Genomic DNA, 25,934 nt, shown 5'->3' with positions numbered 1-25,934 from the left:
CGCACAAACTTCAAGTAATTTATCAACAATTCTTGCGGCAGCCTTGTTGGGCGGCTACCATCCCGACATCTTCAGTGAGTAAATGGGCGCTTACCGCCCGTGCCGTCTTCATGCGCCGACTCGCCCTATCGCTGCTGCCCGTCCTGCTGCTCGCCGCCTGCGCCGGCGCGCCGCCGAAGAGCTCGCGCGGGTCTGGCGGCACCGTCGTCGCGAACGGCGCCTATCACGCGCCGCCGCCCGGCTTGCCCCATTTCGTCGATCACAGCATCGGCCGCGAGGAAATCTCGATTCAGGCGATGAGCCTCGTCGGCGTGCCCTACCGCTGGGGCGGCAACACGCCCGACAGCGGCTTCGATTGCAGCGGTCTCGTGCGCTACGTGGTGCTGCGCGCGGCGTCGGTGAACCTGCCGCGCACGACGGCCGAGATGAGCGGGCGCGGCGAATCCGTCGAGCCCGAGGAAATCGCGCCCGGCGATCTGATCTTTTTCAATACGACGGGGCGCGCGCATTCACACGTCGGCATCTACGTAGGCAAGCTGCGCTTCGTCAACGCGCCATCGACCGGCGGCACGGTGCGGCTCGACTATCTGACCAATCCCTACTGGGCGAAGCGTTTCGACGGCATCCGCCGGATGGCGGGACCGGCGGCGACGCCCGCGCCATTCGATACGCCGAGCTATCAGGCGGCGGCGCCGCAAACGGAGCGCGCTGCCGCGGGCGCCGCCGCGACGGTGGCGGTTCGGCCAGCATCGACCTCTACCGGCGCGATCCCCGCGACCGGTGCAGGTGGCGGCACGCCCGTCGCGCAAACCGATCAATTCGAGCCGCCGCCGTCGGGCCTCAGCGACGCGCAACTGCAGGCGCGCTCGGCGGGCGCCGTGGCACCGCCGCTGATCCCGGCGGCTCAGACACGCATGTACGAAAGCGGCGCTCCTTCCCCCGCTCAACCGATGCAGACCGCCACGACCGCCCGCGTCCTCCCGGCAACCGCAACCGACGCGATCGACGCCGCCGCCGATGCATTCGAACCACCGCCGCCCGCTTCCATCGCGGAACGCCAGGCCCGTCAGGCACAGCAGACCGACGGCGCTGGAGCAGTGCAGCTGATGCGCGCGTCGACTGCTTCCCACGGCGCGCCCGCACCCACGCAAAGCAGCGACGACCCGATCGCCCGTTTCGCGAACGGCAACTTCTGAGGCCGTGATCTGCTATCGTCATCGATATTCTTTCGACGGCGGGTAACGACCATGGAACTCGGACTCAAAAATAAGGTGGTGCTCATTACCGGCGGCAGCAAAGGCATCGGTTTCGCCTGCGCGCGGGCCTTCGCACAGGAAGGCGCGAAGGTCGCGATCGTGTCGCGCGACCCCGCCAACCTCGCGCGCGCCTACGAACAGCTGAAACAGGAAGGATTCCACGTGCATCGCACGCGTGCCGACCTGCACGAACCGCATAGTGCCGCCGATATCGTCGAAGAAGTCAGCGCCGCGGTAGGCCCGATCGACGTGCTGATCAATAGCGCCGGCGCCGCGCGCCGGTACGACCCCGAGACACTCGATGCCGACGCATTTCGCGCGACGATGGAGGCGAAGTATTTTCCGTATATCTATCCGCAGCAGGAAGTGCTGCGCCGTATGGCCCAGCGCGCAAAGGCCAACGGCGGCGCCGAGCCGGGCACGATCGTCAATATCATCGGCATGGGCGGCAAGGTCGCGAGCGACATCCATATCGCGGGCGGCGCGGCCAACGCGGCGCTGATGCTCGCAACCGTCGGCCTCGCGCACTACTACGCGCGCTATGGCATCCGCATCAACGCGATCAATCCGGGTGCGACGCTGACCGAGCGGGTCGAGGAAGCGGTCCAGCTGGAGGCGGCGCAGCAAGGCATCGGCAATGAGGAGGCGCTCGCGCGCGGCCAGGCCCGGATGCCGCTCGGCCGCTACGCAAAGCCTGAGGAAATCGCCGACGTGGCGCTGTTCCTCGCGAGCCGCCGTGCAAGCTATGTGACGGGCGCGATCATCCCGATGGACGGCGCAAACGCACCGCTTATCTGAACGGATCGAGCGACGCGCCGGTCCTCAGGACGACGCAAGCGCGCTTTCAATCGAACTGCGTAGGGAAACCGATGCGATGCAACGGGCGGCATCAAGCCGAAGCCCGCGCGTGCTGTTTAGCCAGACTCAACCAAATCGAGCAGCGCAGGCCTGCATCGCAAGGTGATTACAGGAAGTGGTGACCCAGCCACCATGCTCCGCCGGACAGCAGCGCGGACGCCGGGATGGTCAGAATCCACGCCCACACGATGTTACCGGCGACGCCCCAGCGCACCGCGCTCAACTTCTGTGTCGCGCCGACCCCGACGATCGCGCCGGTGATCGTATGCGTGGTGGAGACGGGGATACCGAGCGCCGACGCGGTGAACAGCGTGAGCGCCCCGCCCGCCTCCGCACAGAAGCCGCCGACCGGCTTCAGCTTCGTGATTTTCTGCCCCATCGTGCGCACGATTCTCCAGCCGCCGAACAGCGTGCCGAGACCCATTGACAGATAGCAGCCGCCGATCACCCACAGCGGCGGCGCATTCGCCTTCATCGACGCAAAGCCGGTTGCGATCAGCAGCATCCAGATGATGCCGATGGTCTTCTGCGCGTCGTTGCCACCGTGACCCAGGCTGTACAGGCCAGCGGAAAGCAGTTGCAGACGGCGGAAGCGCCGGTCGACCTTGCTCGGCGGAGTGCGGAAGTACAGCCACGACACCAGCAGCATGAAGAACGAGCCGAGCACGAAGCCCAGCAGCGGCGAAACGAAGATGAACGCGACGGTTTTCATCAGACCGTCCCAGTTCAGCGCCCCCCAGCCCGACTTGGCGAGCGCCGCGCCCACTAGCCCGCCGATCAGCGCGTGCGACGAACTGGACGGAATGCCGTAGACCCAGGTGATCACGTTCCAGGCGATCGCGCCGACCAGCGCGCCGAAGATCACGTAGTGATCGACGATGTCCGGATCGATCGTGCCCTTGCCGACTGTTGCGGCCACCTTCAGGTGAAACACGAAATACGCGATGACGTTGAACGCCGCCGCGAACGCCACCGCCTGCTGCGGCTTCAGCACGCCGGTCGATACGACCGTGGCGATCGAATTCGCCGCGTCGTGAAAACCGTTCATGAAGTCGAACACCAGCGCAATGGCAACCAGGCCGGTTACGACCCAGATAGCGAGTTGTATCGATTGCATTATGCGTTTTCCAGCACGATGCCTTCGATGATGTTCGCCACATCCTCACACTTGTCCGTGATCGTTTCGAGCAGCTCGTAGATCGCCTTCAGCTTGATCAGGACCTTGACGTCGTCTTCCTCGCGGAACAGCTTCGACATCGCCGCGCGCAGCACGCGGTCGGCTTCCGATTCGAGCCGGTCGATTTCCTCGCAGGCCTTCAGGATCTGGCTCGCCTGCTTCATGTCCGACAGCAGGCTCACCGCGAATTGCACGCGCTCGCAGGTCGCCGTGCAGATATGCGCGAGCTGGCTCGCCTCCGACGTGACCGCTTGCACGTCGTACAGCGAGATCGCGGTGGCGACGTCCTCCATCAGGTCGAGGATGTCGTCCATCGTCGTGATCAGCTTGTGGATCTCGTCACGGTCGAGCGGCGTGATGAAAGTCTTGTGCAGCAGGTCGATGGCTTCGTGCGTGAGCTTGTCGGCCGCTTTCTCGGCCTTTTGCACGTTTTGCTTGTGGATTTCGGCGTCCTGCAGATTGTCGATCAGGAGCTCGAGTTCGCGGCTTGCCGAGATGATGCACGTTGCGTGCGAATTGAAGATTTCAAAGAACTTGCCCTCGGTGGGCATGAATCGACCGAACATTGGGATCCTGGAAATGGGTCACGTAATGGCTGACATAAAACCGCCATATTGTACCGTTCCGCCATCATTGCCGCACTCGCTACAGCGCCGTTACAACAGCCCCCGGCGCGTCGCGTCACTCGCTGCCGTAGAAGTTCTGCGCACCCGCAAAATTGTCGAATTTCGTGTATTGACCATGGAACGTGAGGCGAACCGGGCCGATCGGACCATTCCGCTGCTTGCCAATGATGATCTCCGCGGTGCCCTTGTCGGGGCTGTCCGGGTTGTACACTTCGTCGCGGTAGATGAACAGGATCACGTCGGCGTCCTGTTCGATAGCGCCCGATTCGCGCAGGTCCGACATGATCGGCCGTTTGTTCGGCCGCTGCTCGAGGCCGCGATTCAGCTGCGACAATGCGATCACCGGCACGTCGAGCTCCTTCGCGAGGCCCTTCAGCGAACGCGAGATTTCCGAGATTTCGGTCGCGCGGTTTTCGCCCGCCGACGAGCCGCTCATCAGCTGCAGATAGTCGATGATGATCAGCCCGAGCTTGCCGCACTGGCGCGACAGCCGGCGCGCGCGCGAGCGCAGTTCCATCGGGTTCAGACCGCCGGTTTCGTCGATGAAGATCTGTGCCTCGCTCATTTTCTGCACCGCGTGCGTGAGCTTCGGCCAATCTTCGTCGGTCAGACGCCCGGTACGCATGCGATGCTGATCGAGCCGGCCGACCGAGCCCAGCATACGCATCGTGAGCTGCGTGCCCGGCATTTCCATCGAGAACACCGCGACGGGCAGTCCGTACTCGACCGCGACGTACTCGCCGATGTTCATCGAAAACGCCGTCTTACCCATCGACGGACGGCCCGCGACGATGATCAACTCGCCGCCGTGCATGCCCGAGGTCATGCGGTCCAGATCGACGAAGCCGGTTGGCGTGCCGGTCACGTCGCTCGGATTGGCGGTGTGATAGAGCGTATCGATCCGTTCGACCACCTGGGTCAGCAGCGGCCCGATCTCGAGAAAGCCCTGGGTGCCGCGCGCGCCGTCTTCGGCAATCGAAAACACCTTCGATTCCGCTTCGTCCAGCAATTGCCGGACTTCCTTGCCTTGAGGGTTGAACGCGTCGGCGGAGATTTCATCGGCGACCGACACGAGCCGGCGCAGCACCGCGCGGTCGCGCACGATTTCCGCGTAGCGGCGGATATTGGCCGCGCTCGGCGTGTTCTGCGCGAGCGCGTTCAGGTAAGCGAGGCCACCGACCTCTTCCGCCTTGCCCGAAGTGCCGAGCGCTTCGTAGACGGTGACCACGTCGGCCGGACGCGTGGCCGCGATCAGCTTGCCGATGTGCTCGAAGATGATGCGGTGGTCGTAACGGTAGAAGTCGCTCTGCGCGAGGAAGTCGGCGATGCGGTCCCATGCCGCGTTGTCGAGCAGCAGGCCGCCCAGCACCGATTGCTCGGCTTCGATCGAATGCGGGGGGACTTTCAGCGACTCGAGTTGGGGATCTTTGGACGGTGCGTTCATGGGGAGGAATTATCGGGCAATCCGACGACGGCTGCGAGCGGAAAAAACGCCAACTCGGGGATACTCGACGCATAGTCGGGCACAAAAAAAGCAGGGGCCGGTTACCCGGCCCCTGCCCTTCACCAGCGAAGTGCTGGCTGATCCTGCGTAATGCTCAGCGGTCGACTTAGACGTGCTCGCCGATCACGGCCACCGTCACATCGACGAGAACGTCGGTGTGCAGCGAAACTTGGACCGGGTGCTCGCCAACCATCTTCAGCGGGCCTTCCGGCAGACGCACTTGCGCCTTTTCCACCGCGAAGCCTTGCTTGCCCAGTGCTTCAGCGATGTCGGCATTCGTCACCGAACCGAACAGACGGCCGTCGACGCCAGCCTTCTGATTGATCTGAACCGTCTGGCCTGCCAGCTTTTCGCCTTGAGCCTGAGCGGCTGCCAGCTTTTCAGCGGCGACCTTTTCGAGTTCTGCGCGGCGCACTTCGAATTCAGCCAGGGCTTCTTTCGTTGCACGGCGAGCTTGCTTGTTCGGAATCAGGAAGTTACGTGCGTAACCGTCCTTGACCTTCACGATGTCGCCCAGGTTACCCAGATTGACGACTTTTTCCAGAAGAATGATTTGCATTCGGATGCTCCTTATCGCGTCGTCGGGTTAGGCCTTGTGCTGGTCGGTGTACGGCATCAGCGCGAGGAAACGCGCGCGCTTGATAGCCGTGTCCAGCTGGCGTTGATAGTGCGCCTTGGTACCCGTGAGACGTGCCGGCGTGATCTTGCCGTTCTCGCCGATAAAGTCCTTCAGCGTTTCGATGTCTTTGTAGTCGATGTACTCGACGCCAGCGGCCGTGAAACGGCAGAACTTCTTGCGCTTGAAGAGCGGGTTCTGTTGCTGACGACGCTTGTCGAATTTCTTACCAGTCGGGCGGGGCATGATTAGTCCTTTCCAATGTCCTGCAATGCTGTGATGTGAAATACCAGAGTTCGCGCGTTTCGGTGCTTTTTAGCCAGAAAACCTGTGAAGAGCGTTTCGACGCCCATCTGACAGTTTTCGAGCTTGCCGCTCGCTTCGCCCGCGGCGACCGCCTGCATGGTCAGTTCGACCTGACGGGCAATGCCCGCCTCGACGACTTCCGTGCGGTGGTGCAACGTGCAGCTTGCAATCGGAACGCCGGCGGGCGTGTACCGCACCGCTTCGCGTTCGACGACGCTCGCCGTGAGTTGCAGCCGGTTCATGTACTTGAGATGCCTTCGTGTACGTGAGCGGAGCGACGCTGCGTGTCTGGTAGCTTAAATAGTGTGTCTTAAGCCTGCGCTTCGGTCGGCTGAGCGGCTGCCGACTTCTTGGCTTCTTCGCGCTGCACTTCCTTCATCATCGGCGACGGGCCGGTTTCGGCCTTCTTCATCTTGACGATCAGGTGACGCAGAACGGCGTCGTTGAACTTGAACGCGTGTTCCAGCTCGTCGAGCGTGGTCTGGTCGCATTCGATGTTCATGCAGACGTAGTGAGCCTTCGCGAGTTTCTCGATCATGTAGGCCAGTTGGCGACGGCCCCAGTCTTCGACGCGGTGGATCTGACCACCGTGCGACGTGATCGTGCTCTTGTAACGCTCGATCATGGCGGGCACTTGCTCGCTTTGATCGGGATGCACGATAAAGACGATTTCGTAATGACGCATTACACACTCCTTGTGGATTAAAGCCGCCCGGGCGTCGGAACCGGTGCGGCAAGTGAGAAGCCCAAAAGTGTAACCCGAATGGGGACGGGTTGCAAGGCATTCCGCCGATTAGACGGCGGAATCGGATGTATTTTCAAGAGCTTAGGGGTTACAGAACCGGGGAAATCGGGCCGCGGCAGCCGCTCAACCCGCTTCCGTGCGTTGACTGCCGCTCTGCAAACGCGCTCTGAGCGCCGCTTCGAAGCCTGTGAGCGCATTGGGCGCGGCGTCCGTGATCGCCCACCAGGTCATGCCCGCCGCGTCCCAGTGCGCGATCGAATAGCCGTCGTGACCGAGCGCCGCCGGCGCCGCGCCCTCCGCCGTGGACTGCGGAAACACGTACACGTCGATCACGTGCTTGCCATAGCGGTACACGAGCACCGCGACCCGCTGATGCGCGAGGTAGTCGAGCCGGCCGCCCTGAAGCGCGAAGCCGGCCGCCGCGAGGTCCTCGACCGGCGGCGAATAGTCGAGCCTGCCGTTGAACCACGGCTTCACGGTGTGACGGTCCGTCGAAATCACGTCAATGTCGCGGCCGGAGACCTGCGCGCGCACATGGCTTTCGACAAGTTCGTCGGTGAACGGCGAGGAATCGGCCGGACGATGCAGCGTCAGCGTCAGGACCGCGGCGGCCGCGCACAACGCGATCACCAGTGCCGCAAGACCGCCGTGCGCGGCCGCGCGGTTTGCACCGCCCGCGCCGAGCGGCCCGCCGAAGCCCCCGAGCCATCCGTCGAGCCACGCGGGCCACCATGCCCCGCGACGCTGACGCCCAGGTTGCTGCGTCACCGGCTGCGTCATCCCGGCGGCGGACTTCTTCGGTAGATCGTCGGGCGCCGCCGTCGCGGCCGACACCGCGGCCCCTTCGTCGACGACGCCGGGCAAGCCCGCCACGATCCGCGCCCGCAACGACTGCGGCGCCCGATGATACGGCGCCGCGCGCAGCGCGCCGCTCAGCGCGCGCACGTTGTCGCTCGCGCGCCGGCAATCGTCGCAGCTCTCGATATGCTGCTGGACCCGGCGCGCATCGGGCGCCGGCAATTCGTGATCGGCATTCGCATCGAGGAGCGGCCGTGCTTCGTTACAGTCCATCCGGCGTCTCCTGAGCGGGGTCGGCGGCAGCGCCGGGAATGTTGAGGGGCCGGCCGTCGGCAAACGCCCGGAGCTGTGTCACTGTTGCGGTGGCGGGCATACCCGCCGACGATGCCGGGCGACCGTCGCCGGAACCTTTTGTCGGCTGGGCGCAGGGGGCGGGGGGCGCGGTGGCCGCCGACCTCGCGAGTCGCCCGGACTGCGCGTCCCTATCCGACGGCGCCTCCTGCCGGCCACCCTGCCCGCCTTTACGCCCCTTGCCTACCGGCTCCCCTCCGCCTCGCTGCTGCGCCATCAACACCTCCGCCAGCTTGCGCCGCCCACGCGCGAGCCGGGACATCACCGTACCGATCGGCACATCGGCCACCACCGCGATCTCCCGATATCCCATCTCTTCGAGCTCACGCAAGATCAGCACCTCGCGATACTCGACTGGCAAACGCGCCAGCGCATCGTGCACCAGTCGCACATCCTCGTCGCGGATCAGCAGTGTCTGCGGATCGTCACCGCCTGCGCTCCAGCCGTCGAGGGTCGCGTCGTCCATCGTTTCGTCGAATTCGAGCATGTCGTGCGCCGGCGCGCGCCGCCGCCATTCCGTGTACCAGGTCCGGCGCACGATCGCGAGCAGCCACGGCCGTGCGGAGTCGCCCCGAAACGTATCGAAGAAGCGGAACGCCCGCATGAACGCTTCCTGCACGACGTCCTCGGCATCGTTCGGATTGCCGCACAGCCAGCGCGCGAGGTTGTACGCGGCGTCCAGATGCGGCAACGCCAGCTGCTGGAAGCGGCGGCTTTTCGCGGCATCGGAATCGGCATCGGCGGCGGCGCGGGCACTAGGCTCGCCCCGCGCGCGGGCGGCGTCTGAGTCGGTGGTCTGGACCACGTGGGTCCCTCCAAGGGCATGGCGGCTGCGTCGTGCGGGTCGCTGCTGTCGAGCGCCCCGCGTGGTGTGCTGACGTGTCTTTCACAGCAGAACTGGCCATAGACCCAGTTTATTCCCGACTTCCGCCAGCAATCGCCAAAAGTTCGGGCTCGCCCGCGCGCGTCTCGCCAACTGATACGCCCGCTAGTACGACGGCCGGTTCCAGTAGTCGTCGCTTGCGTACACGTCTTTCAGATAGTCGATGAAATAGCGCACCCGCGCCGGCACGTAGCGCTGCTGCGGATAGACCGCGAGGATGTCGTAATCGGGCAGCGCATACTCGTCGAGGACGGTTTCGAGCTCACCGCGCGCGAGCTGCTGCTGGATTTCCCATGTCGAGCGCCAGCCGAGTCCGAGCCCTTCCGAAACCCAGCGATGCAGCAGTTCGCCATCGTTGCAGTCGAGCGAGCCCCCCACCCGTACCGTCGCGAGCTTGCCGTTGCGGCGAAAATACCAGCCGCGGTTCTGGCCGCCTTGCAGATTGAACGCGAGGCAGTTGTGGGCCGGCAGATCCTTGAGCGTCTTCGGCTTGCCGTGACGACGGAAATACTCGGGCGTACCGCACACCACGCGCCGGTTCGACGCGAGCTTCACCGCGACGAAGTTCGGATCGACCGTGCCGCCGATGCGAATCGACAGGTCGTAGCCCTCGCGCACCAGATCGACGACCCGGTCGGTCAGATTGAACGACATCTGCAACCCGGGTTTGTCGCGCAGAAATGCGGGCGCGAGCGGCGCGACATGCTTGCGGCCGAACGCGGCCGGCGCCGACACGATCAGATGGCCATTCACCGCGCGGCGCCCCGCGCTCAGTTCGTTTTCCGCCTGATCCCACTCGCTGAGGAGCCCGCGGCAGCGCTCGAGAAACGCCGCGCCGTCCTCGCTGACCACCAGCCGCCGCGTCGTGCGATACATCAGCTTCACGCCGAGGCGCTTCTCCAGCGCGTCGATGCGCCGCCCGAGAATCACCGGCGACACGCCCTCCTCCAGCGCCGCCGCCGCGAGACTGCCCGCATCGGCGACCCGCACGAAGGTTTCGATCTGTTTGAAGCGATCCATGCTCGTCTCCCACCTGTCTCTTGCCGGGCTGATGCCGGCCGTGCGCCGGGCGTCACGCCATTCCATACTTTTTGTTTCGGAATAAGCGACCCGGACTGATCTTATCAAACCTTTGGCGCAGGCCTACAGTGTCCCTCAACCGACGTAATTACCGACATTGAGGAGACATCCATGGCCAAGATGAGAGCCGTCGACGCCGCCGTTCTGGTGCTCGAAAAAGAAGGCATCGATACCGCGTTCGGCGTGCCGGGCGCCGCGATCAACCCGTTCTACTCGGCGATGCGCAAAGCCGGCGGCATCAGCCACGTGCTCGCGCGTCACGTCGAGGGCGCGTCGCACATGGCCGAGGGCTATACGCGTGCCCAGCCGGGCAACATCGGCGTGTGCATCGGCACGTCGGGCCCCGCGGGCACCGACATGATCACCGGTTTGTACTCCGCCCAGGCCGACTCGATTCCTATTCTGGCTATCACAGGTCAGGCGCCGCGCGCGCGTCTGTACAAGGAAGACTTCCAGGCCGTCGATATCGAAGCGATCGCGAAGCCCGTCACCAAGTGGGCCGTGACCGTGCGCGAGCCGGCCCTTGTGCCGCGCGTGTTCCAGCAGGCGTTCCATCTGATGCGCTCGGGCCGCCCGGGCCCGGTGCTGGTCGACTTGCCGATCGACGTGCAGCTCGCCGAAATCGAATTCGATATCGACACGTACGAACCGCTGCCGGTCTACAAGCCGAAGGCGACCCGCAAGCAGATCGAAGCGGCGCTGACGCTGCTCAACGATGCCGACAAGCCGTTGATCGTATCGGGCGGCGGCGTGTTGAACGCGGTGGCCGAAGACCTGCTCGTGAAGTTCGCCGAAACGGTCGGCGTGCCGGTGATCCCGACGCTGATGTCGTGGGGCGCGATTCCCGACGACCATCCGCTGATGGCCGGCATGGTCGGTCTGCAGACCTCGCATCGCTATGGCAACGCGACGATGCTCGCATCGGACTTCGTGCTCGGCATCGGCAACCGCTGGGCCAATCGTCACACCGGCAGCGTCGATGTGTATACGAAGGGCCGCAAGTTCGTGCATGTCGATATCGAACCGACGCAGATCGGCCGTGTGTTCGGCCCGGATCTCGGCATCGTGTCGGACGCCAAGGCCGCGCTCGAACTGTTCGTCGAAGTCGCCGGCGAATGGAAGGCCGCTGGCAAGCTCAAGGATCGCAGCGCGTGGGTTGCCGATTGCCAGCAACGCAAGCGCACGATGCTGCGCAAGACGCACTTCGACAACGTGCCGATGAAGCCGCAGCGCGTCTATGAAGAGATGAATCAGGTGTTCGGCCGCGACACCTGCTACGTGAGCACGATCGGCTTGTCGCAGATTGCCGCCGCGCAATTCCTGCACGTGTACAAGGCACGCAACTGGATCAACTGCGGCCAGGCCGGCCCGCTCGGCTGGACGATTCCGGCGGCGCTCGGTGTGCGCGCAGCCGATCCGCAACGGCCGATCGTCGCGCTGTCCGGCGACTATGACTTCCAGTTCATGATCGAAGAGCTCGCGGCGGGCGCGCAATTCAAGCTGCCGTACGTGCACGTCGTCGTGAACAACTCGTATCTCGGGCTGATCCGCCAGGCACAGCGCGCGTTCGAAATGGACTACTGCGTGCAGCTCGGCTTCGAAAACATCAACTCGCCGGAGACCAACGGCTATGGCGTCGATCACGTCGCGGTCGCCGAAGGTCTCGGCTGCAAGGCGATTCGAGTGTTCAAGCCGGAAGAGCTGAAGCCGGCGCTGCAAAAAGCGCAGTCGATGCTCGCCGAGTTCAACGTGCCGGTGATCGTCGAAGTGATTCTCGAACGTGTGACCAACATCTCGATGGGCACCGAGATCGACGCGATCAACGAGTTCGAGGAACTCGCGGAAAAGCGCGAGGACGCGCCGACGGCGATCAGCCTGCTCGACTGAGTGTCACGCGTTCGCGGTACCCGCGGCATTCAGCGCGCACGATGCGCGAGGGCCGGGCTCACGCTCCGCGCCCTCGCCTCATCACGCCCAGCGCCATTCCCTGACCGACCTGAGAGACAAAAGCACCATGCCGAAATTCGCAGCGAACCTGACGATGCTGTTCAACGAAGTGCCGTTCCTCGACCGTTTCGCGGCAGCAGCCAATGCCGGCTTCCACGCGGTCGAATTCCTGTTTCCGTATCCGTATTCGATCGTCGAGTTGAGCGAACGTCTGCAGCAGAACCGCCTGAAGCTGGTGCTGCACAACCTGCCGGCGGGCAACTGGGAAGCCGGCGAACGCGGCATCGCGTGTCTGCCCGATCGGGTCGCCGAGTTCCAGGAAGGCGTCGGCCGCGCGATCGAATACGCAAGCGCGTTGAAGGTGCCGCAACTGAATTGCCTCGTCGGTATTCCGGGCGCGAACGTTTCCGCCGACACCGCCCGCGCGACGATCGTCGAGAACCTGCGCTTTGCCGCGCGCGAGTTGCAGAAGGCCGGCATCCGGCTGCTCGTCGAGCCGTGCAACTCGTACGACATTCCGGGCTTCGCGCTAAACCGCTCCCGCGATGGACTCGACGTGATTCGCGAAGTCGGCTCGGACAATCTGTTCCTGCAATACGACATCTATCACATGCAACGGATGGAAGGCGAACTCGCGGCGACGATCGAGAAGAACCTCGCGCAGATCGCGCATATCCAGCTTGCGGACAACCCCGGACGGCATGAACCGGGCACCGGCGAGATCAACTATCCGTATCTGTTCGCGCTGCTCGACTCGCTCGGCTACGACGGCTACGTCGGTTGCGAATACAAGCCGCGCACGACGACCGAGGCCGGCCTCGGCTGGGTGCAAAGCGTCGCTGGTCAGGCACGCGGCGCGGCACATGCGGCGGCTTGAGACTCGTCACGCTCAACGCACGCCCCCTATAACCCTGGAGATTCACACATGGCAAAGATCGGCTTCATCGGGCTCGGCATCATGGGCGCGCACATGGCGCGCAACCTCATCAAGGGCGGTCACTCGCTGTTCGTGAACGGCGCGTATCCAGTGCCGGACGACGTCGCGAAGAGCGCGAGCGTGGTGGCCAGTTCGACCGCGGTCGCGCAGGCTGCCGACATCGTCATCATCATGGTGCCGGACACGCCTGACGTCGCCAACGTGCTGTTCGCCGACGACGGCGTTGCCGCCGGCCTCAGCAGAGGCAAGCTCGTGATCGACATGAGCTCGATCTCGCCGCTCGACACCCAGGCGTTCGCGAAGAAGATCAACGCGCTCGGCGTCGACTATCTCGATGCGCCGGTGTCCGGTGGCGAGATCGGCGCACGAGACGCGTCGCTGACGATCATGGTCGGCGGTCCCGAGAAAGCCTTTGCTTTAGCCAAGCCGCTGTTCGAGCTGATGGGCAGGAACATCTCGCTGATCGGCGAGAACGGCGCGGGTCAGACCTGCAAGGTCGCGAACCAGATCATCGTCGCGCTGAACATCGAAGCGGTCGCGGAAGCGCTGCTGTTCGCGTCGCGCTCCGGCGCCGATCCGGAGCGCGTGCGCCGCGCGTTGATGGGCGGTTTCGCGTCATCGCGGATTCTCGAAGTGCATGGCGAGCGCATGACGAAGCGCACCTTCAATCCGGGTTTTCGGATCGAGCTGCATCAGAAGGACCTGAATCTCGCGCTCGATGGCGCGCGCAAGCTTGGCATCGCGCTGCCGCATACCGCGAGCGCGCAGCAGTTGTTCAGCGTGTGCGCGGCAAACGGCGGCAAGGCATGGGATCACTCGGCGATGGTGCGCGCGCTCGAGATCATGGCGAATCACGAGGTCGCGCAAACGCCGGATAGCAAGGAGGCGAAGGCGGCCTGAGGTCTGCCTTCGTGGTTCCTGTGTGATTGAGCTCGTCGTCGACTGCGCTGATGGCGGCTTCGGCATCCGCGCGGTAATGATGAGCACAGGTGGGGCGCCCGTTCGTCGCCCGGCGGCTTCGGCTGCTGGCGCGGTGGAACGGGCAAATCGCGCCGCTCTGGGCTGAGAGCGGCAAGTGGGGTCCGCAGCGGCACCCGGCGACGCCGAGGAAGCCTTGGTCGGTCAGACGTCGTCGTCGGGTGTCCGGCTGTCGGATTCGACAATCAGTATGTATCGAACACCTTCTGCAACGCAGCCGGCGCCGTATGGCCCGCTGCCAGCGCCAGCATCAGCAGCACGCGCGCCTTGTACGGATTCAGCGTACCCGCGCTGACGAAGCCGAGCGCGTCGTCGGCGGCGGCGCCGTTGCGCATCACATGCCCCGAGCCGACACGCGACGAGCGCACCACCGCGATACCGCGCGACACCGCCTCGGAGAGCGCCTGCTGCAACGCCTGATGGAACGAGCCATTGCCCGTGCCCGCGACGACGATGCCGCGCACGCCCGCGGCGACGAGCGCATCGACGGCAATGCGCGACACACCCGCATAGCTCGCGACGATCTCCACGTGCGGCCACGCCGTATCGATCGCGAACTCGCTCGCAAGCGTATGCGCGCGCACCACGCCGCGCTGAAACTCGACGCGGCCATCCTGCACCCAGCCGAGCGCACCGATTTCCGGCGACTGGAACGCGTCGACCGCATAGGTGCTCGTCTTCACGACGTCGCGCGCGCTATGAATGCGGTTGTTGAATGCGACCAGCACGCCCTGCCCGCGGGAAGCCGCATGCGCCGCGACCGTCACCGCGTTCAGCAGATTCAACGGACCATCGGCCGATAGCGCCGACGCCGGCCGCATCGCCGCGGTCAGCACGACTGGCTTGTCCGACTTGACGGTCAGATGCAGCAGGTAGGCGGTTTCTTCGAGCGTGTCGGTGCCGTGCGTGACGACCACGCCGTCGACGTCGTCGCTCGCGAGCAGCGCGTTGATACGTTGCGCGAGCGTGGTCCACAGCGGCAGCGCCATGTCCTTGCTGTCGACGCTGGCGATCTGCTCCGGCGCGATCCGCGCAACCGTCGACAGCGCCGGCACCGCCGCGAGCAACTGATCGACGCCGACGACGCCCGCCTGATAGCCGGACGTGTTGGCGGCGTCCGCTGCCGCGCCGGCGATCGTGCCGCCGGTCGCGAGCACGGCGATGCGTGGCAACGAGGAAGTGGCGCCCGGCGTGCTGGGAGGAGTCGGGAGAGAGGAAGTCGAGGTATTCATGGCGGCGATTGTAAGCGATGCGCCGCGCGCCGCCATGCGTGAAAGCGCGAAGCTTAAGCGGCCTCGCGCAACTGCGCGGCGATATCGGTTTCGCTCAATTGCGGCGCGAACATCTCGATCAGCCGATACGCGTACGCGCGCAGGAACGCGCCCTTGCGCAAACCGACGCGCGTGGTGCTCGCCTCGAACAGATGCTGCGTATCGAGCGCGACGAGTTCGGTGTCGCGCTTCGGGTCGTAGGCCATCGCCGCGACCACGCCGATGCCCATGCCGAGCTCGACGTAGGTCTTGATCACGTCGGCGTCGATCGCGGTCAGCACGACGTCGGGCAATGCGCCTGCTTTCGCGAATGCCTGGTCGATATGCGAGCGGCCCGTGAAGTCCTGGTCGTACGTGACGATCGGGAATTCGGCGATCTCGTCGAGCGTCAGGTTTTCGCGGCCGACCAGCGGATGATCCTTCGGCACCACCACCACGTGATGCCACGAATAGCACGGGAACGTGACGATGTCGGGGAAGCGGTCGAGCGCCTCGGTCGAGATGCCGATATCGGCCTCGCCGTTGATGATCATCTGCGCGATCTGCTGCGGGCTGCCCTGGCGCAGCGCCAGATGCACTTTCGGGAACACCGACGTGAACTGTCGAACCACCTTCGGCAGCGCGTAGCGGGCCTGCGTGTGGGTGGTCGCGACGACGAGGTGGCCGCTGTCCTGGTCCGCGTACTGACGCGCGACGCGGCGCAGATTCTCCGCATCGAGCAGCATCCGCTCGATCAGCTGATGCACGGCCTTGCCCGGTTCGGTGAGGCCCGTCAGCCGCTTGCCGCGGCGAATGAAAATGTCGACGCCGAGTTCGTCCTCGAGATCCTTGATCTGCTTGGACACGCCCGACTGCGACGTGTACAGCACATTCGCCACTTCGGTCAGATTCATGTTCTGCCGCACGGCCTCGCGCACGAAGCGCAATTGCTGGAAATTCATCGATATGTCTCCGGTTCTGCCAGAGTTGAGTTATTAGAGCCGCCAAATGCCAAATGGAACCACTCGGTACGGCCGATACGTTTCTCTCCTGCTTCGAGCGCCGCACGGCGGCGCTGCCATCTCACTGCGCCGGAAACACCCGCAGCGCGCGCGGCACCGCGGTCACGCCGTCGCCGACCGCGAGTTGCAGATCACGCCACGTTTCGCGATCGAGTTCGGCTTCGAGCAGATTGCCCGCGCGACCGGCGAGCTCGACGCGCACCGAGCCGCCGAGCGTCACCACGCGCCGCACGTCGACGACGATGCCGTCGCGATGCCCGGCCGCCTGCGGATACAGCTGCAGGTCATGCGGCCGCACATAGGCGAACGCCGGACCGCTGAAACCCGCCGTGATCGCGACCGGCAGCGCGGCGCCATCGACGACGAAGCCTTGCGCATCGACGTTGCCGTGCAGACGGTTCGCCGCGCCGAGAAACTCGTAGACGAACGGCGTCTGCGGATGGTCGTACACGTCCTGCGGGCTGCCCACCTGCTCGACATGGCCGCGATTGAGCACGACGATGCGATCGGCCACTTCGAGCGCCTCTTCCTGATCGTGCGTGACGAAGATCGTCGAGATATGCAGATCGTCGTGCAGGCGGCGCAGCCAGCTGCGCAGTTCCTTGCGCACCTTCGCGTCGAGCGCGCCGAACGGCTCGTCGAGCAGCAGCACCTTCGGCTCGACGGCCAACGCGCGCGCAAGCGCGATGCGTTGCCGCTGACCACCGGACAGCTCCGACGGATAGCGTTGCGCGAGCCAATCGAGTTGCACGAGCTTCAGCAGTTCATGCACCTTCTCGCGAATCACCTTCTCCGACGGACGTTCCTTGCGAGGCTTCACACGCAGGCCGAACGCGACGTTCTCGAATACCGTCATATGACGGAACAGCGCGTAGTGCTGAAACACGAAGCCCACCTCGCGCTCGCGCGCGCCGACCGCCGCGACGTCCTGACCTTGCAGCTCGACCTGGCCGCCGTCCGCGTATTCGAGGCCGGCAATCACGCGCAGCAGGGTCGTCTTGCCGCAACCCGACGGCCCGAGCAGCGCGACGAGTTCGCCCGGCGGAAAGTCGAGCGACACGTTATCGAGCGCGACGAAATCGCCGAAGCGCTTTTGCAGGTTACGAACGGTGATACCCATTTACAGCTCTCCTTGCTTGAGCGGATGTCGCTGCGACGCAGGCGTGGCGTTGACGAAAAACGAATGAGAAGCGGACTGCGCGCTATTGGCCTGTGACGCATCGGCCGGCGCCGGTCCCGCATGCGCGGGCACCTCACGCGCCGCCGACAGTTCCGCCGACATATGACGCTCGGCCAGCAGCTTGAGCCCCAGTGTGACCAGTGCCAGCAGCGCGAGCAGCGAGGCCACGGCGAACGCGGCCGAGAAGTTGTACTCGTTGTAGAGGATTTCGACGTGCAGCGGCATCGTGTCGGTCTGCCCGCGAATATGGCCGGACACCACCGACACCGCACCGAACTCGCCCATCGCGCGCGCATTGCACAGAATCACGCCGTACAGCAGGCCCCACTTGACGTTCGGCAGCGTCACACGACGGAACGTCTGCCAGCCCGATGCGCCGAGCACGTGCGCGGCTTCTTCCTCGTCGTTGCCCTGCGCCTGCATCAGCGGAATCAGTTCGCGCGCGACGAACGGGAACGTGACGAAGATCGTCGCGAGCACGATGCCCGGCACCGCGAAGATGATCTGCACGTTGTGATCTTCGAGCCACGGGCCGAACCAGCCCTGCGCGCCGAACATCAGCACGTAGATCAGACCGGAGATCACCGGCGACACCGAAAACGGCAGATCGATCAGCGTGGTCAGCAGTGCCTTGCCGCGGAAGTCGAACTTCGCGATACACCACGACGCCGCGAGGCCGAACACGAGGTTCAGCGGCACAGCGATCGACGCGGTGAGCAACGTGAGCTTGATCGCCGACAGCGCATCCGGATCGGCGAGCGCTTCGAAGTAAAAACGCAGCCCCTTATTGAGCGCCTGATAGAACACCGCGGCGAGCGGCACGACCAGAAACAGCGCGAGAAACAGCAGTGCGACGCCGATCAGCAGCCAGCGCACCACGGGCGATTCGCTGACCGGATCGGGGCGACGCGCACCGCTCGCCGGGTTGGTCGGAACGCGGCTCATTGCACACCTCCACCGATTGCCGCGACGCTCGTGGCCACTGGCGCCGGCCCCGCATTGCCGCGGCTCGTGCGCCGCTGCAGCCACCACTGCAGCGTGTTGATCAGCAGCAGCATCAGGAACGACACGACCAGCATCACGACCGCGAGCGCCGTCGCGCCCGCATAGTCGTATTGCTCGAGCTTCGTGATGATCAGGAGCGACGTGATCTCCGACTTCATCGGCACATTGCCGGCGATGAAGATCACCGAGCCGTATTCGCCGAGCGCGCGCGCGAAGGCGAGCGCGAAGCCGGTCAAGAGCGCCGGGAACACGGCCGGCAGCACGACGCGGCGAAACGTGAGCCAGCGCGACGCGCCGAGGCACGCGGCCGCCTCCTCCTGCTCGCGCTCGAACTCCTCGAGCACCGGCTGCACCGTGCGCACGACGAACGGCAGGCCGATGAACGTCAGCGCGACCAGCACACCGACCGGCGTGAACGCGATCTTGATGCCGAGCGGCGCGAGGAACTGGCCGATCCAGCCGTTACCCGCATACACGGCCGCGAGCGAAATGCCCGCGACCGAGGTGGGCAGCGCGAACGGCAGATCGACGACCGCATCGACGATGCGCTTGAACGGAAACGTGTAGCGCACCAGCACCCACGCGACGAGAAAGCCAAACACCGCGTTGATCAGCGCGCCGCCGAGCGCCGAGAAGAACGTCAGCCGATACGACGCGAGCACGCGCGGCGACGCCACCGCGCGCACAAACTGGTCCCAGTCGAGCGTCGCGGTTTTCAGAAAGGTCGCCGCCAATGGAATCAGCACCACGAGGCTCAAATAAGCCACCGTGATGCCGAGTGTCAGGCCAAAGCCGGGCAATGCGCTCGGCTTGCGGAAGGTCAACGTGGTCATGCTGGATACTCGTTCATGGTTGATGCTCGCGCGGTTGTTCGTGTTGCGGTGTTGCGGTACTACCGCCCTGCTGGCCACCGGGTCCCGGTTAGCCGAAAGCGCGCCCATTGGGCGCGCCCTTGTTGCCTGTGCCCGTGCTTCAGGCGATGGTTGTTACTGCGGCTGATAAATCGAATCGAATACGCCGCCGTCCGCGAAATGGGTCTTCTGCGCGTTGGTCCAGCCGCCGAACGAATCGTCGATCGTGTACAGCTTCAGCTTCGGAAACTTCGCGGTCAGATCGGCCGGCACCTTGTTCGAACGCGGACGATAGAAATTGCGCGCGGCGATCTCCTGCCCTTCCTCGCTATACAGGAAGTTCAGATACGCGTCGGCCAGCTTGCGCGTGCCGTGTTTGTCGACGACCTTGTCGACCACCGCGACCGGCGGCTCGGCCAGGATGCTCACCGTCGGCACCACGATCTCGAACTTGTCCGGACCGAACTCCTTCACCGACAGAAACGCTTCGTTTTCCCACGCGATCAGCACATCGCCGATACCGCGCTGCACGAAGCTGGTGGTCGCGCCGCGCGCGCCCGAATCGAGCACGCCGGCGTTCTTGTACAGCTTGCTGACGAACTCCTTGGCCTTCTGGTCGTTGCCGCCCGGCTGATGCTCGGCGTACGCCCACGCGGCCAGGTAGTTCCAGCGCGCGCCGCCCGAGGTCTTCGGATTCGGCGTCACGATCGACACGCCCGGCTTCACCAGATCGTCCCAATCCTTGATGTGCTTCGGGTTGCCCTTGCGCACCAGAAACACGATCGTCGACGTGTACGGCGATGCGTTGTCCGGCAGACGCTTCTGCCAGTTCTTGTCGACCAGCCCCTTGTTCGCGATGGCGTCGATGTCGTAAGCGAGCGCGAGCGTCACGACGTCGGCCTGCAGACCGTCGACCACCGAGCGAGCCTGCGCGCCCGAGCCGCCGTGCGACTGCTTGAAGGTGACGGCTTCGCCGGTCTTGGCCTTCCATTCTTTGCCGAATGCCTGATTGATGTCCTGATACAGCTCGCGCGTCGGATCGTAGGACACGTTCAGCAGCGTGGTGTCGGCGTGCGCGACGCCGCTTGCGCCCAACATGCCGAGCGTACCCGCCGCGCCGACGGCAAGCGCCGTGATCAGTTTTCTGGTTCGAGCCGCGAGCCCCGTATGCCGATGGTCCATTTCAATATTTCTCCGCGTGATGTCCGCTGTTGAGCGTCTGGTGTTGTTTTGCGTCGCGGTCACGTGCACATGAGCGCTAACCGGAAGCCAGTCTATCGAAGGGCTTTCATCATTAAAAATAATGTTTCTTCATTTTTTAATGCCCAAAAGTGGTAACGGCAGACGCGCTGGCTGCTCAGACGCCGAAATCGTCGCCATGTCGCCGATAAACGACGCCCCAGCGCGCCCCTTGCGTCGAACTTAAAGTAAAGCTTGAAATGCACCGAATACTGTATAAAAATACAGTCACCTGTTCATACATACAGTGGCCATGACCAAACTCACCGCACGACAGCAGCAGGTTTTCGATCTGATCCGCCGCGCGATCGAACGCACCGGCTTTCCGCCCACTCGCGCGGAAATTGCCGCCGAACTCGGTTTCAGCTCGGCCAATTCCGCGGAAGAGCATCTGCGCGCGCTGGCGCGCAAGGGCGTGATCGAACTCGCGGCCGGCGCGTCGCGCGGCATCCGCCTGCTGTCCGGGCAGGAGGATGCGCCGCACCAGTTCACGCTGCCGCATGCGGGCCTGATGCAGTTGTCACTGCCGCTGATCGGCCGGGTCGCGGCGGGTAGCCCGATCCTCGCGCAGGAACATATCTCGCAGCACTACGCGTGCGACCCGGCGCTGTTCTCGAGCAAGCCCGACTACCTGCTGAAGGTGCGCGGCCTGTCGATGCGCGACGCCGGCATTCTCGACGGCGACCTGCTCGCGGTGCAAAAGCGCAGCGAAGCGAAAGACGGCCAGATCATCATTGCGCGGCTTGGCGACGACGTGACGGTCAAGCGTCTGAAGCGCCGGCCGAACGGCCTCGAACTGATCGCCGAAAACCCCGACTACGACAACATCTTCGTGGAAACCGGCAGCGCGGATTTCGCGCTCGAAGGGATCGCGGTCGGGCTGATTCGCCCCAGCGAGTTCTGATCTTTATTGCCGGAACGCTCGCGCCGGTTTGTCCGAACCAAGCCGCATTAACGCCCGCATTAACGCCCGCATTACGCCGCGAATTCAAGCCGCATCGTCTGGAGAGACTCATGGAACGCCTTGCCCGCCTGCTGCCTTTTCGCCAGTTCGGCCGTCTGCGCCATCTGCGCAAGCTAACGCCTTGCGCGCCGATCGAGGCGCCCGCGGCGCGCACGCCGTCGCTGTTCGACGTGCCTGCCGAAGCTTGCGGTCTGCCGTCGTCGTTGCCGGCGTTTGCGCGCGTATCGCTGAATTCGGCGCTGAATATCGCGGAGCCCGCGCGCCGCGCTCCGGTGCGGGTCTATCATGGACCGTCGCGACTGATCATGGTCGGCACCGTCGACGCCGTATGCCGTATGATCGATCGTTGCATAGCCGACGAAGCCAACGTGCACGGCGCGGTGTTCGAAGCCTGAGCGAATTCTGAGCACGCATGCAATAAGCACTTCGGATGTTCAGAGATTCGCGTGGGATGGGATCGTTTCGACCTCGCCGTGGTCGACGTTAGATCATCACTGACGTGGAGTCCCATTCGATGACAATTCCGAAACGCACACAGGGCAGCGCCACCCGGCCGCTGCTGATCACGCTGATCGTGGTGATCGTGATTGCCGCGCTGGGGTTTATTTACGCGTCGCCGTATCTCGCGGTGAACAATCTCAAACGCGCGGCAGACGCGCGTGACGTGCAAACCGTCAATCAGTACGTCGACTTCCCCGCGCTGCGGGATAGCCTAAAGCAGCAGGTGGGCGCCATGCTGACGCGCCGGCTTGAAGCGGATGCCGGCAACAAGATGGCCACGATCGGCGCGGTGATCGGCGTGACACTGATTGGCCCGCTCGTCGATGCCTATGCGACACCCGACGGCGTCGCGGCACTGCTGAACGGCATGCCGCCGCGCGGCACACCGGGCGAGCAACCGTCAGCACCGCCAGCCGCGGGCGGAGAAGCGCCGGCCGCATCGGCCGCGGGCGACACCACCACGCACACAAGCGCGCCACCGCCCGGGCGTCAAAGCACGGCCGGCTATCGGAGTCTCAACGAGTTTGTGGTCACGTACCGGCGCGGCGAAGGCAACGCGAACTATTCGGCCATCTTTCGTCGCGAAGGTCTGGTCACGTGGAAGCTCGCGGCGATCAATCTGAACGAGTGAGGTTCAGGCCGTGAACTGCGGAGATGCGCGGGCTGGCCATTGGAGCCAGCCGCGTGTCAGGTTTGTTCGTATTACGCCGCGGCCGCCTGCTGCTGCTCCTGCGCTGACGAGCACGCCACCAGAATGCTGCACGACACGCGGTCGAGCAGCGGCGTGTTGCCCGCCCCCATCCACCACCTCGACAAACCGGTCCGGCAGCGATGTCCCACCACCACGAGGTCGACGTGCAACTCGTTGGCAAGATTGGCGATCTCGTCGATCGGATGACCGAATGCGAAATGCCCCTGCGCGTTCACGCCTCGCTCGGTCAGCCAATTCACGCCCTCCTGCAGGATTTCGCGGGCCGTTTTTTCGAAGCTTCCGCAGGCCACATCGGTCAATAAGCCCGCGCTTTGCGCGATGCTCGAACGCATGTCTACTACCGACAGCAGATGCGTTTCCGCCTTCAGGTCCAACGCCAGATCGGCGCCGCAACGCAGGGCTTTGCGGCCTTCGCGCGAGCCGTCGTAGCACAACAGGATTTTCTGATAGCTCGCCATCTGTCTTCTCCCATTCGCGCGGAAAGCGCGGTCTGAATCAATCATGGTGCGCCGCAATTCGGCTTGCAAGGGATGGAAAACGCTAAGTGCATAGTCGGTGCGTGCTGAAGCCGTCTGCACAAGCGTTGGGCCATCTGGAGCAGTGTTCGCACACGTTTGCGGCACCGCAAAAGTTCGTATGCGAACGCATCGCATCCCATGCATTACGCGTTCCCGGACACCCACTCGCGTCAGTGGCCGATACCCTAGAATAAGCGGCCTGTGCGCAATGCGTGCGTCGCAGGTATGTTGTGTGTCTTGCGCGTACGTTATGTCTTCTTCCGGAGCCTCGCTCGAGTCATGCCCGCAGCCCCCATCGAATTCCATCAGGTCAGGAAAAACTACGGCGAAAAAACGGTCGTCGACGGATTGTCGTTTCATGTGAACACCGGCGAATGCTTCGGGCTGCTCGGCCCCAACGGCGCCGGCAAGACCACGACGCTGCGCATGCTGCTCGGCATCGCGGCGCCCGACGCCGGCGCGATCCGCCTGTGCGGCGAACCGATCCCTGGCCGCGCGCGCCTCGCGCGCTCGCGCGTGGGCGTGGTGCCGCAGTTCGACAACCTCGATCCCGATTTCACCGTGCGTGAAAATCTGCTCGTGTTCGGCCGCTACTTCGGTCTGAGCGCCGCGCAGTGTCGCGCGGCGGTGCCGGGTCTGCTCGAATTCGCCCGCCTCGAGAACAAGGCGGACGCACGCGTGAGCGAACTGTCGGGCGGCATGAAGCGGCGCCTCACGCTGGCGCGCGCGCTGATCAACGATCCTGACGTGCTGATCATGGACGAGCCGACCACCGGTCTCGACCCGCAAGCGCGCCATCTGATCTGGGAGCGACTGAGATCGCTGCTCGCGCGCGGCAAGACCATCCTGCTGACCACGCACTTCATGGAAGAAGCCGAACGGCTCTGTCATCGACTGTGCGTGATCGAGGAAGGACGCAAGATCGCAGAAGGCGCGCCGCGCGAGCTGATCGAGTCCGAGATCGGCTGCGACGTGATCGAGATCTATGGTCCCGATCCGTTTGCATTGCGCGACGAACTCGCACCGCTCGCCGAGCGCACCGAGATCAGCGGCGAGACCCTGTTCTGTTACGTGAACGACGCCCAGCCCGTGCATATGCGCCTGAAGCAGCGCGCGGATTTGCGCTATCTGCATCGGCCGGCGAATCTCGAAGATGTATTTCTGCGGCTCACCGGCCGCGAAATGCAGGACTGAACCCGCAGCGAGACAATTGATGGACGCACGCACTTACGAAACCCAAGAAGGCACGCCATCGGCGCAAGAGCCGTTCGGCGCCTTCCCCGCCAATGCCACGAACTGGATCGCGGTATGGCGCCGCAACTATCTGGTGTGGAAGAAGCTCGCGATTGCGTCGATGTTCGGCAACCTCGCCGATCCGATGATCTATCTGTTCGGTCTCGGCTTGGGGCTCGGGCTGATGGTCGGGCACGTCGACGGCGTGTCGTATATCTCGTTCCTCGCGGCGGGCACGGTGGCGTCGAGCGTGATGATGTCGGCGAGCTTCGAGTCGATGTATTCGGGCTTTTCGCGCATGCACGTGCAGCGAACGTGGGAGGCGATCATGCATACGCCGCTCACGCTCGGCGATATCGTGCTCGGCGAGGTAGTGTGGGCAGCCAGCAAATCGGTGTTGTCGGGAGTGGCGATCATGCTTGTGGCGGGCGCGCTCGGCTATGCGAGTTTTCCGTCGATGCTGCTCGCGCTGCCGGTCATCGTGCTGGCCGGTCTCGCGTTCGCCAGCCTCGCGATGATCGTCACGGCGCTCGCGCCGTCGTACGACTTTTTCATGTTCTATCAGACGCTCGTGCTCACGCCGATGCTGCTGCTCTCCGGCGTGTTCTTTCCGATCTCGCAGCTGCCCGGCCCCGCTCAAGCGGTGACCGCCGCGCTGCCGCTCGCCAATGCGGTCGATCTGATGCGCCCGGCGATGCTCGGCCGGCCGATGGAGCACGCGGCCCTGCATGTGAGCGTACTGGCCGCTTATGCAGTCGGCGGCTTTATCGTGTCGGCGATCCTGTTTCGGCGCCGCATGATGAAGTAAGCCGAGCGCGCCGGTCGTCGCTATGTGCGTTTGCTATCGTCGCGCGCTCAGTCCTCGTCATCGGTCCACGGAATGTCGACGTCGGAGATGAACGCGACCGTCGCGAACGGGCCGCCCTCGTGACGCCCGATCTTGCCATCGGCGCGCTGCCATTCGACCCGGAACACGGTGGCCGGATCGTCCGCGATGAGCCGCACCGTGCGCAATTCGTCGGGATCGGCATCCTCGACCGGACCGTCGAGCGAGATCAGCAGCGCCTGCGGCCATAAACCATCTGCGGGATCGTAAATCTTGTCGCCGTCGTGAATCAATGTGAAGGCTTCCACGCCGATGGTCGCCGACGCATCGACGATCATCTTGGCGAGCGCACGCAACAGCGCGGTCGCTCTCGCCGAATTTGCCTGGCGGATTGCGAGATCACCGCGCGTGAGCGCCTGCTCGAGTTTCGGATTGGTTTTCTGTTGCGCCATGGATGTGTTGGTCCTATCGCTCTGTTGTGGGCAACGCGCCATCGGGACGACGCGCCGCGTTTCTTTTTGGGGTGCATCTGTTGCCGCTTGTGTGCATCGCAGCATCGCGGGTTGCGCGG

General features: G+C 64.3%; 28 protein-coding genes. 10 read left to right on the top strand and 18 right to left on the bottom strand.

Annotation, left to right across the window (positions count from 1 at the left end; genetic code table 11):
* Window positions 1-110 precede the first annotated feature (110 nt).
* Both AB3X95_RS02225 and AB3X95_RS02220 read left to right on the top strand, forming a co-directional pair.
* Entirely contained in the window at window positions 111-1,196 is a 1,086-nt protein-coding gene (locus AB3X95_RS02225) for an NlpC/P60 family protein (protein WP_368620564.1), read from the top strand.
* A gap of 51 nt (window positions 1,197-1,247) precedes the next feature.
* Entirely contained in the window at window positions 1,248-2,054 is an 807-nt protein-coding gene (locus AB3X95_RS02220) for an SDR family NAD(P)-dependent oxidoreductase (protein WP_176108681.1), read from the top strand.
* Between the two features lie 166 nt (window positions 2,055-2,220).
* Here the strand turns inward: AB3X95_RS02220 and AB3X95_RS02215 are convergent, their stop codons facing one another.
* The 10 genes from AB3X95_RS02215 to AB3X95_RS02170 form a co-directional block, all read right to left on the bottom strand.
* Window positions 2,221-3,231: an inorganic phosphate transporter gene (locus AB3X95_RS02215; protein ID WP_176119913.1), complete on the bottom strand. Its 1,011-nt coding sequence runs from the start codon at window positions 3,229-3,231 to the stop codon at window positions 2,221-2,223.
* A complete protein-coding gene (locus AB3X95_RS02210; RefSeq protein ID WP_176119914.1) occupies window positions 3,231-3,857 on the bottom strand; it encodes a DUF47 domain-containing protein in 627 nt (208 codons plus the stop codon). The genes AB3X95_RS02215 and AB3X95_RS02210 overlap by 1 nt, the downstream gene beginning before the upstream one ends.
* A gap of 115 nt (window positions 3,858-3,972) precedes the next feature.
* A complete protein-coding gene (locus AB3X95_RS02205; RefSeq protein WP_176119915.1) occupies window positions 3,973-5,361 on the bottom strand; it encodes a replicative DNA helicase in 1,389 nt (462 codons plus the stop codon).
* Window positions 5,362-5,527: 166 nt separating this feature from the next.
* Window positions 5,528-5,980, bottom strand: coding sequence for a 50S ribosomal protein L9 (gene rplI / locus AB3X95_RS02200; RefSeq protein WP_013089313.1), 453 nt, complete (start codon window positions 5,978-5,980; stop codon window positions 5,528-5,530).
* A 27-nt stretch (window positions 5,981-6,007) separates the two neighbouring features.
* The gene (gene rpsR, locus AB3X95_RS02195) at window positions 6,008-6,283 is read right to left on the bottom strand and encodes a 30S ribosomal protein S18 (protein ID WP_008922421.1); all 276 of its coding nucleotides are present in this window, start codon (window positions 6,281-6,283) and stop codon (window positions 6,008-6,010) included.
* A 2-nt stretch (window positions 6,284-6,285) separates the two neighbouring features.
* Window positions 6,286-6,585 carry a primosomal replication protein N gene (gene priB / locus AB3X95_RS02190; protein ID WP_176108684.1) on the bottom strand — a complete coding sequence of 100 codons (300 nt, stop codon included), beginning with the start codon at window positions 6,583-6,585 and terminating at the stop codon, window positions 6,286-6,288.
* A 68-nt stretch (window positions 6,586-6,653) separates the two neighbouring features.
* Window positions 6,654-7,028: a 30S ribosomal protein S6 gene (rpsF, locus tag AB3X95_RS02185; RefSeq protein ID WP_013089311.1), complete on the bottom strand. Its 375-nt coding sequence runs from the start codon at window positions 7,026-7,028 to the stop codon at window positions 6,654-6,656.
* Window positions 7,029-7,211: 183 nt separating this feature from the next.
* Window positions 7,212-8,159, bottom strand: coding sequence for an anti-sigma factor (locus tag AB3X95_RS02180; RefSeq protein WP_368620563.1), 948 nt, complete (start codon window positions 8,157-8,159; stop codon window positions 7,212-7,214).
* On the bottom strand, window positions 8,149-9,042 hold the full coding sequence (locus AB3X95_RS02175) for an RNA polymerase sigma factor (RefSeq protein WP_368620562.1): 894 nt from the start codon (window positions 9,040-9,042) through the stop codon (window positions 8,149-8,151). The genes AB3X95_RS02180 and AB3X95_RS02175 overlap by 11 nt, the downstream gene beginning before the upstream one ends.
* Before the next feature lie 183 nt (window positions 9,043-9,225).
* Window positions 9,226-10,140, bottom strand: a complete 915-nt coding sequence (locus AB3X95_RS02170; RefSeq protein WP_368620561.1) for a LysR family transcriptional regulator — start codon at window positions 10,138-10,140, stop codon at window positions 9,226-9,228.
* A 171-nt stretch (window positions 10,141-10,311) separates the two neighbouring features.
* Between AB3X95_RS02170 and gcl the strand changes: the two genes are divergently transcribed.
* The 3 genes from gcl to AB3X95_RS02155 all read left to right on the top strand — a co-directional run bounded on the left by gcl (window position 10,312) and on the right by AB3X95_RS02155 (window position 13,984).
* Window positions 10,312-12,087: a glyoxylate carboligase gene (gcl, locus tag AB3X95_RS02165; RefSeq protein ID WP_152851937.1), complete on the top strand. Its 1,776-nt coding sequence runs from the start codon at window positions 10,312-10,314 to the stop codon at window positions 12,085-12,087.
* Between the two features lie 127 nt (window positions 12,088-12,214).
* A complete protein-coding gene (gene hyi / locus AB3X95_RS02160) occupies window positions 12,215-13,024 on the top strand; it encodes a hydroxypyruvate isomerase (protein WP_368620560.1) in 810 nt (269 codons plus the stop codon).
* Window positions 13,025-13,072: 48 nt separating this feature from the next.
* The gene (locus AB3X95_RS02155; RefSeq protein ID WP_176119921.1) at window positions 13,073-13,984 is read left to right on the top strand and encodes a 2-hydroxy-3-oxopropionate reductase; all 912 of its coding nucleotides are present in this window, start codon (window positions 13,073-13,075) and stop codon (window positions 13,982-13,984) included.
* Between the two features lie 263 nt (window positions 13,985-14,247).
* Here the strand turns inward: AB3X95_RS02155 and AB3X95_RS02150 are convergent, their stop codons facing one another.
* The 6 genes from AB3X95_RS02150 to AB3X95_RS02125 form a co-directional block, all read right to left on the bottom strand.
* A complete protein-coding gene (locus AB3X95_RS02150) occupies window positions 14,248-15,294 on the bottom strand; it encodes an asparaginase (protein WP_368620559.1) in 1,047 nt (348 codons plus the stop codon).
* 53 nt (window positions 15,295-15,347) lie between these two features.
* Complete coding sequence (locus AB3X95_RS02145) at window positions 15,348-16,274, bottom strand: CysB family HTH-type transcriptional regulator (protein ID WP_013089301.1); 927 nt, start codon at window positions 16,272-16,274, stop codon at window positions 15,348-15,350.
* A gap of 121 nt (window positions 16,275-16,395) precedes the next feature.
* Window positions 16,396-17,454 (bottom strand): sulfate/molybdate ABC transporter ATP-binding protein, encoded by a 1,059-nt coding sequence (locus tag AB3X95_RS02140; RefSeq protein ID WP_176108692.1) that lies wholly within the window; start codon window positions 17,452-17,454, stop codon window positions 16,396-16,398.
* A complete protein-coding gene (gene cysW, locus AB3X95_RS02135) occupies window positions 17,455-18,459 on the bottom strand; it encodes a sulfate ABC transporter permease subunit CysW (protein ID WP_368620558.1) in 1,005 nt (334 codons plus the stop codon).
* On the bottom strand, window positions 18,456-19,352 hold the full coding sequence (gene cysT, locus AB3X95_RS02130; RefSeq protein WP_176119925.1) for a sulfate ABC transporter permease subunit CysT: 897 nt from the start codon (window positions 19,350-19,352) through the stop codon (window positions 18,456-18,458). Before cysT ends, cysW begins: the two co-directional genes overlap by 4 nt.
* A 153-nt stretch (window positions 19,353-19,505) precedes the next feature.
* Window positions 19,506-20,552 carry a sulfate ABC transporter substrate-binding protein gene (locus AB3X95_RS02125; RefSeq protein WP_176119926.1) on the bottom strand — a complete coding sequence of 349 codons (1,047 nt, stop codon included), beginning with the start codon at window positions 20,550-20,552 and terminating at the stop codon, window positions 19,506-19,508.
* Between the two features lie 310 nt (window positions 20,553-20,862).
* Here AB3X95_RS02125 and lexA point away from each other — a divergent pair, with 310 nt between their 5' ends.
* The 3 genes from lexA (at window position 20,863) to AB3X95_RS02110 (ending at window position 22,705) form a co-directional block, all read left to right on the top strand.
* Window positions 20,863-21,513, top strand: a complete 651-nt coding sequence (gene lexA, locus AB3X95_RS02120) for a transcriptional repressor LexA (protein ID WP_176119927.1) — start codon at window positions 20,863-20,865, stop codon at window positions 21,511-21,513.
* A gap of 110 nt (window positions 21,514-21,623) precedes the next feature.
* On the top strand, window positions 21,624-21,968 hold the full coding sequence (locus AB3X95_RS02115) for a hypothetical protein (protein WP_176367783.1): 345 nt from the start codon (window positions 21,624-21,626) through the stop codon (window positions 21,966-21,968).
* A 119-nt stretch (window positions 21,969-22,087) separates the two neighbouring features.
* On the top strand, window positions 22,088-22,705 hold the full coding sequence (locus AB3X95_RS02110) for a DUF2939 domain-containing protein (RefSeq protein ID WP_184225789.1): 618 nt from the start codon (window positions 22,088-22,090) through the stop codon (window positions 22,703-22,705).
* Window positions 22,706-22,776: 71 nt separating this feature from the next.
* Here AB3X95_RS02110 and AB3X95_RS02105 read toward each other — a convergent pair whose 3' ends face one another.
* Window positions 22,777-23,244 carry a universal stress protein gene (locus AB3X95_RS02105; RefSeq protein ID WP_013089294.1) on the bottom strand — a complete coding sequence of 156 codons (468 nt, stop codon included), beginning with the start codon at window positions 23,242-23,244 and terminating at the stop codon, window positions 22,777-22,779.
* 339 nt (window positions 23,245-23,583) lie between these two features.
* Between AB3X95_RS02105 and nodI the strand changes: the two genes are divergently transcribed.
* Together nodI and AB3X95_RS02095 are read left to right on the top strand one after the other, a co-directional pair.
* Window positions 23,584-24,498, top strand: coding sequence for a nodulation factor ABC transporter ATP-binding protein NodI (gene nodI / locus AB3X95_RS02100; RefSeq protein WP_176108698.1), 915 nt, complete (start codon window positions 23,584-23,586; stop codon window positions 24,496-24,498).
* Window positions 24,499-24,517: 19 nt separating this feature from the next.
* Entirely contained in the window at window positions 24,518-25,345 is an 828-nt protein-coding gene (locus tag AB3X95_RS02095; protein WP_368620557.1) for an ABC transporter permease, read from the top strand.
* A 47-nt stretch (window positions 25,346-25,392) separates the two neighbouring features.
* Here the strand turns inward: AB3X95_RS02095 and AB3X95_RS02090 are convergent, their stop codons facing one another.
* A complete protein-coding gene (locus AB3X95_RS02090) occupies window positions 25,393-25,815 on the bottom strand; it encodes a hypothetical protein (protein ID WP_013089291.1) in 423 nt (140 codons plus the stop codon).
* Window positions 25,816-25,934 lie beyond the last annotated feature (119 nt).

The organism is Paraburkholderia sp. BR13444 (genome assembly GCF_040948755.1).
Taxonomy (GTDB): Bacteria; Pseudomonadota; Gammaproteobacteria; order Burkholderiales; family Burkholderiaceae; genus Paraburkholderia; species Paraburkholderia youngii.
The sequence above is the reverse complement of the archived record's forward strand: the minus strand, read 5'-3'. Positions and strand labels throughout refer to the sequence as shown.

Bases quoted from the DNA above. Each gene is read 5' to 3' on its own strand.
- AB3X95_RS02225 (WP_368620564.1), top strand. From the start codon at position 111: ATGCGCCGACTCGCCCTATCGCTGCTGCCCGTCCTGCTGCTCGCCGCC.
- AB3X95_RS02220 (WP_176108681.1), top strand. From the start codon at position 1,248: ATGGAACTCGGACTCAAAAATAAGGTGGTGCTCATTACCGGCGGCAGC.
- AB3X95_RS02215 (WP_176119913.1), bottom strand. From the start codon at position 3,231: ATGCAATCGATACAACTCGCTATCTGGGTCGTAACCGGCCTGGTTGCC.
- AB3X95_RS02210 (WP_176119914.1), bottom strand. From the start codon at position 3,857: ATGTTCGGTCGATTCATGCCCACCGAGGGCAAGTTCTTTGAAATCTTC.
- AB3X95_RS02205 (WP_176119915.1), bottom strand. From the start codon at position 5,361: ATGAACGCACCGTCCAAAGATCCCCAACTCGAGTCGCTGAAAGTCCCC.
- rplI (WP_013089313.1), bottom strand. From the start codon at position 5,980: ATGCAAATCATTCTTCTGGAAAAAGTCGTCAATCTGGGTAACCTGGGC.
- rpsR (WP_008922421.1), bottom strand. From the start codon at position 6,283: ATGCCCCGCCCGACTGGTAAGAAATTCGACAAGCGTCGTCAGCAACAG.
- priB (WP_176108684.1), bottom strand. From the start codon at position 6,585: ATGAACCGGCTGCAACTCACGGCGAGCGTCGTCGAACGCGAAGCGGTG.
- rpsF (WP_013089311.1), bottom strand. From the start codon at position 7,028: ATGCGTCATTACGAAATCGTCTTTATCGTGCATCCCGATCAAAGCGAG.
- AB3X95_RS02180 (WP_368620563.1), bottom strand. From the start codon at position 8,159: ATGGACTGTAACGAAGCACGGCCGCTCCTCGATGCGAATGCCGATCAC.
- AB3X95_RS02170 (WP_368620561.1), bottom strand. From the start codon at position 10,140: ATGGATCGCTTCAAACAGATCGAAACCTTCGTGCGGGTCGCCGATGCG.
- gcl (WP_152851937.1), top strand. From the start codon at position 10,312: ATGGCCAAGATGAGAGCCGTCGACGCCGCCGTTCTGGTGCTCGAAAAA.
- hyi (WP_368620560.1), top strand. From the start codon at position 12,215: ATGCCGAAATTCGCAGCGAACCTGACGATGCTGTTCAACGAAGTGCCG.
- AB3X95_RS02155 (WP_176119921.1), top strand. From the start codon at position 13,073: ATGGCAAAGATCGGCTTCATCGGGCTCGGCATCATGGGCGCGCACATG.
- AB3X95_RS02150 (WP_368620559.1), bottom strand. From the start codon at position 15,294: ATGAATACCTCGACTTCCTCTCTCCCGACTCCTCCCAGCACGCCGGGC.
- AB3X95_RS02145 (WP_013089301.1), bottom strand. From the start codon at position 16,274: ATGAATTTCCAGCAATTGCGCTTCGTGCGCGAGGCCGTGCGGCAGAAC.
- AB3X95_RS02140 (WP_176108692.1), bottom strand. From the start codon at position 17,454: ATGGGTATCACCGTTCGTAACCTGCAAAAGCGCTTCGGCGATTTCGTC.
- cysW (WP_368620558.1), bottom strand. From the start codon at position 18,459: ATGAGCCGCGTTCCGACCAACCCGGCGAGCGGTGCGCGTCGCCCCGAT.
- cysT (WP_176119925.1), bottom strand. From the start codon at position 19,352: ATGACCACGTTGACCTTCCGCAAGCCGAGCGCATTGCCCGGCTTTGGC.
- AB3X95_RS02125 (WP_176119926.1), bottom strand. From the start codon at position 20,552: ATGGACCATCGGCATACGGGGCTCGCGGCTCGAACCAGAAAACTGATC.
- lexA (WP_176119927.1), top strand. From the start codon at position 20,863: ATGACCAAACTCACCGCACGACAGCAGCAGGTTTTCGATCTGATCCGC.
- AB3X95_RS02115 (WP_176367783.1), top strand. From the start codon at position 21,624: ATGGAACGCCTTGCCCGCCTGCTGCCTTTTCGCCAGTTCGGCCGTCTG.
- AB3X95_RS02110 (WP_184225789.1), top strand. From the start codon at position 22,088: ATGACAATTCCGAAACGCACACAGGGCAGCGCCACCCGGCCGCTGCTG.
- AB3X95_RS02105 (WP_013089294.1), bottom strand. From the start codon at position 23,244: ATGGCGAGCTATCAGAAAATCCTGTTGTGCTACGACGGCTCGCGCGAA.
- nodI (WP_176108698.1), top strand. From the start codon at position 23,584: ATGCCCGCAGCCCCCATCGAATTCCATCAGGTCAGGAAAAACTACGGC.
- AB3X95_RS02095 (WP_368620557.1), top strand. From the start codon at position 24,518: ATGGACGCACGCACTTACGAAACCCAAGAAGGCACGCCATCGGCGCAA.
- AB3X95_RS02090 (WP_013089291.1), bottom strand. From the start codon at position 25,815: ATGGCGCAACAGAAAACCAATCCGAAACTCGAGCAGGCGCTCACGCGC.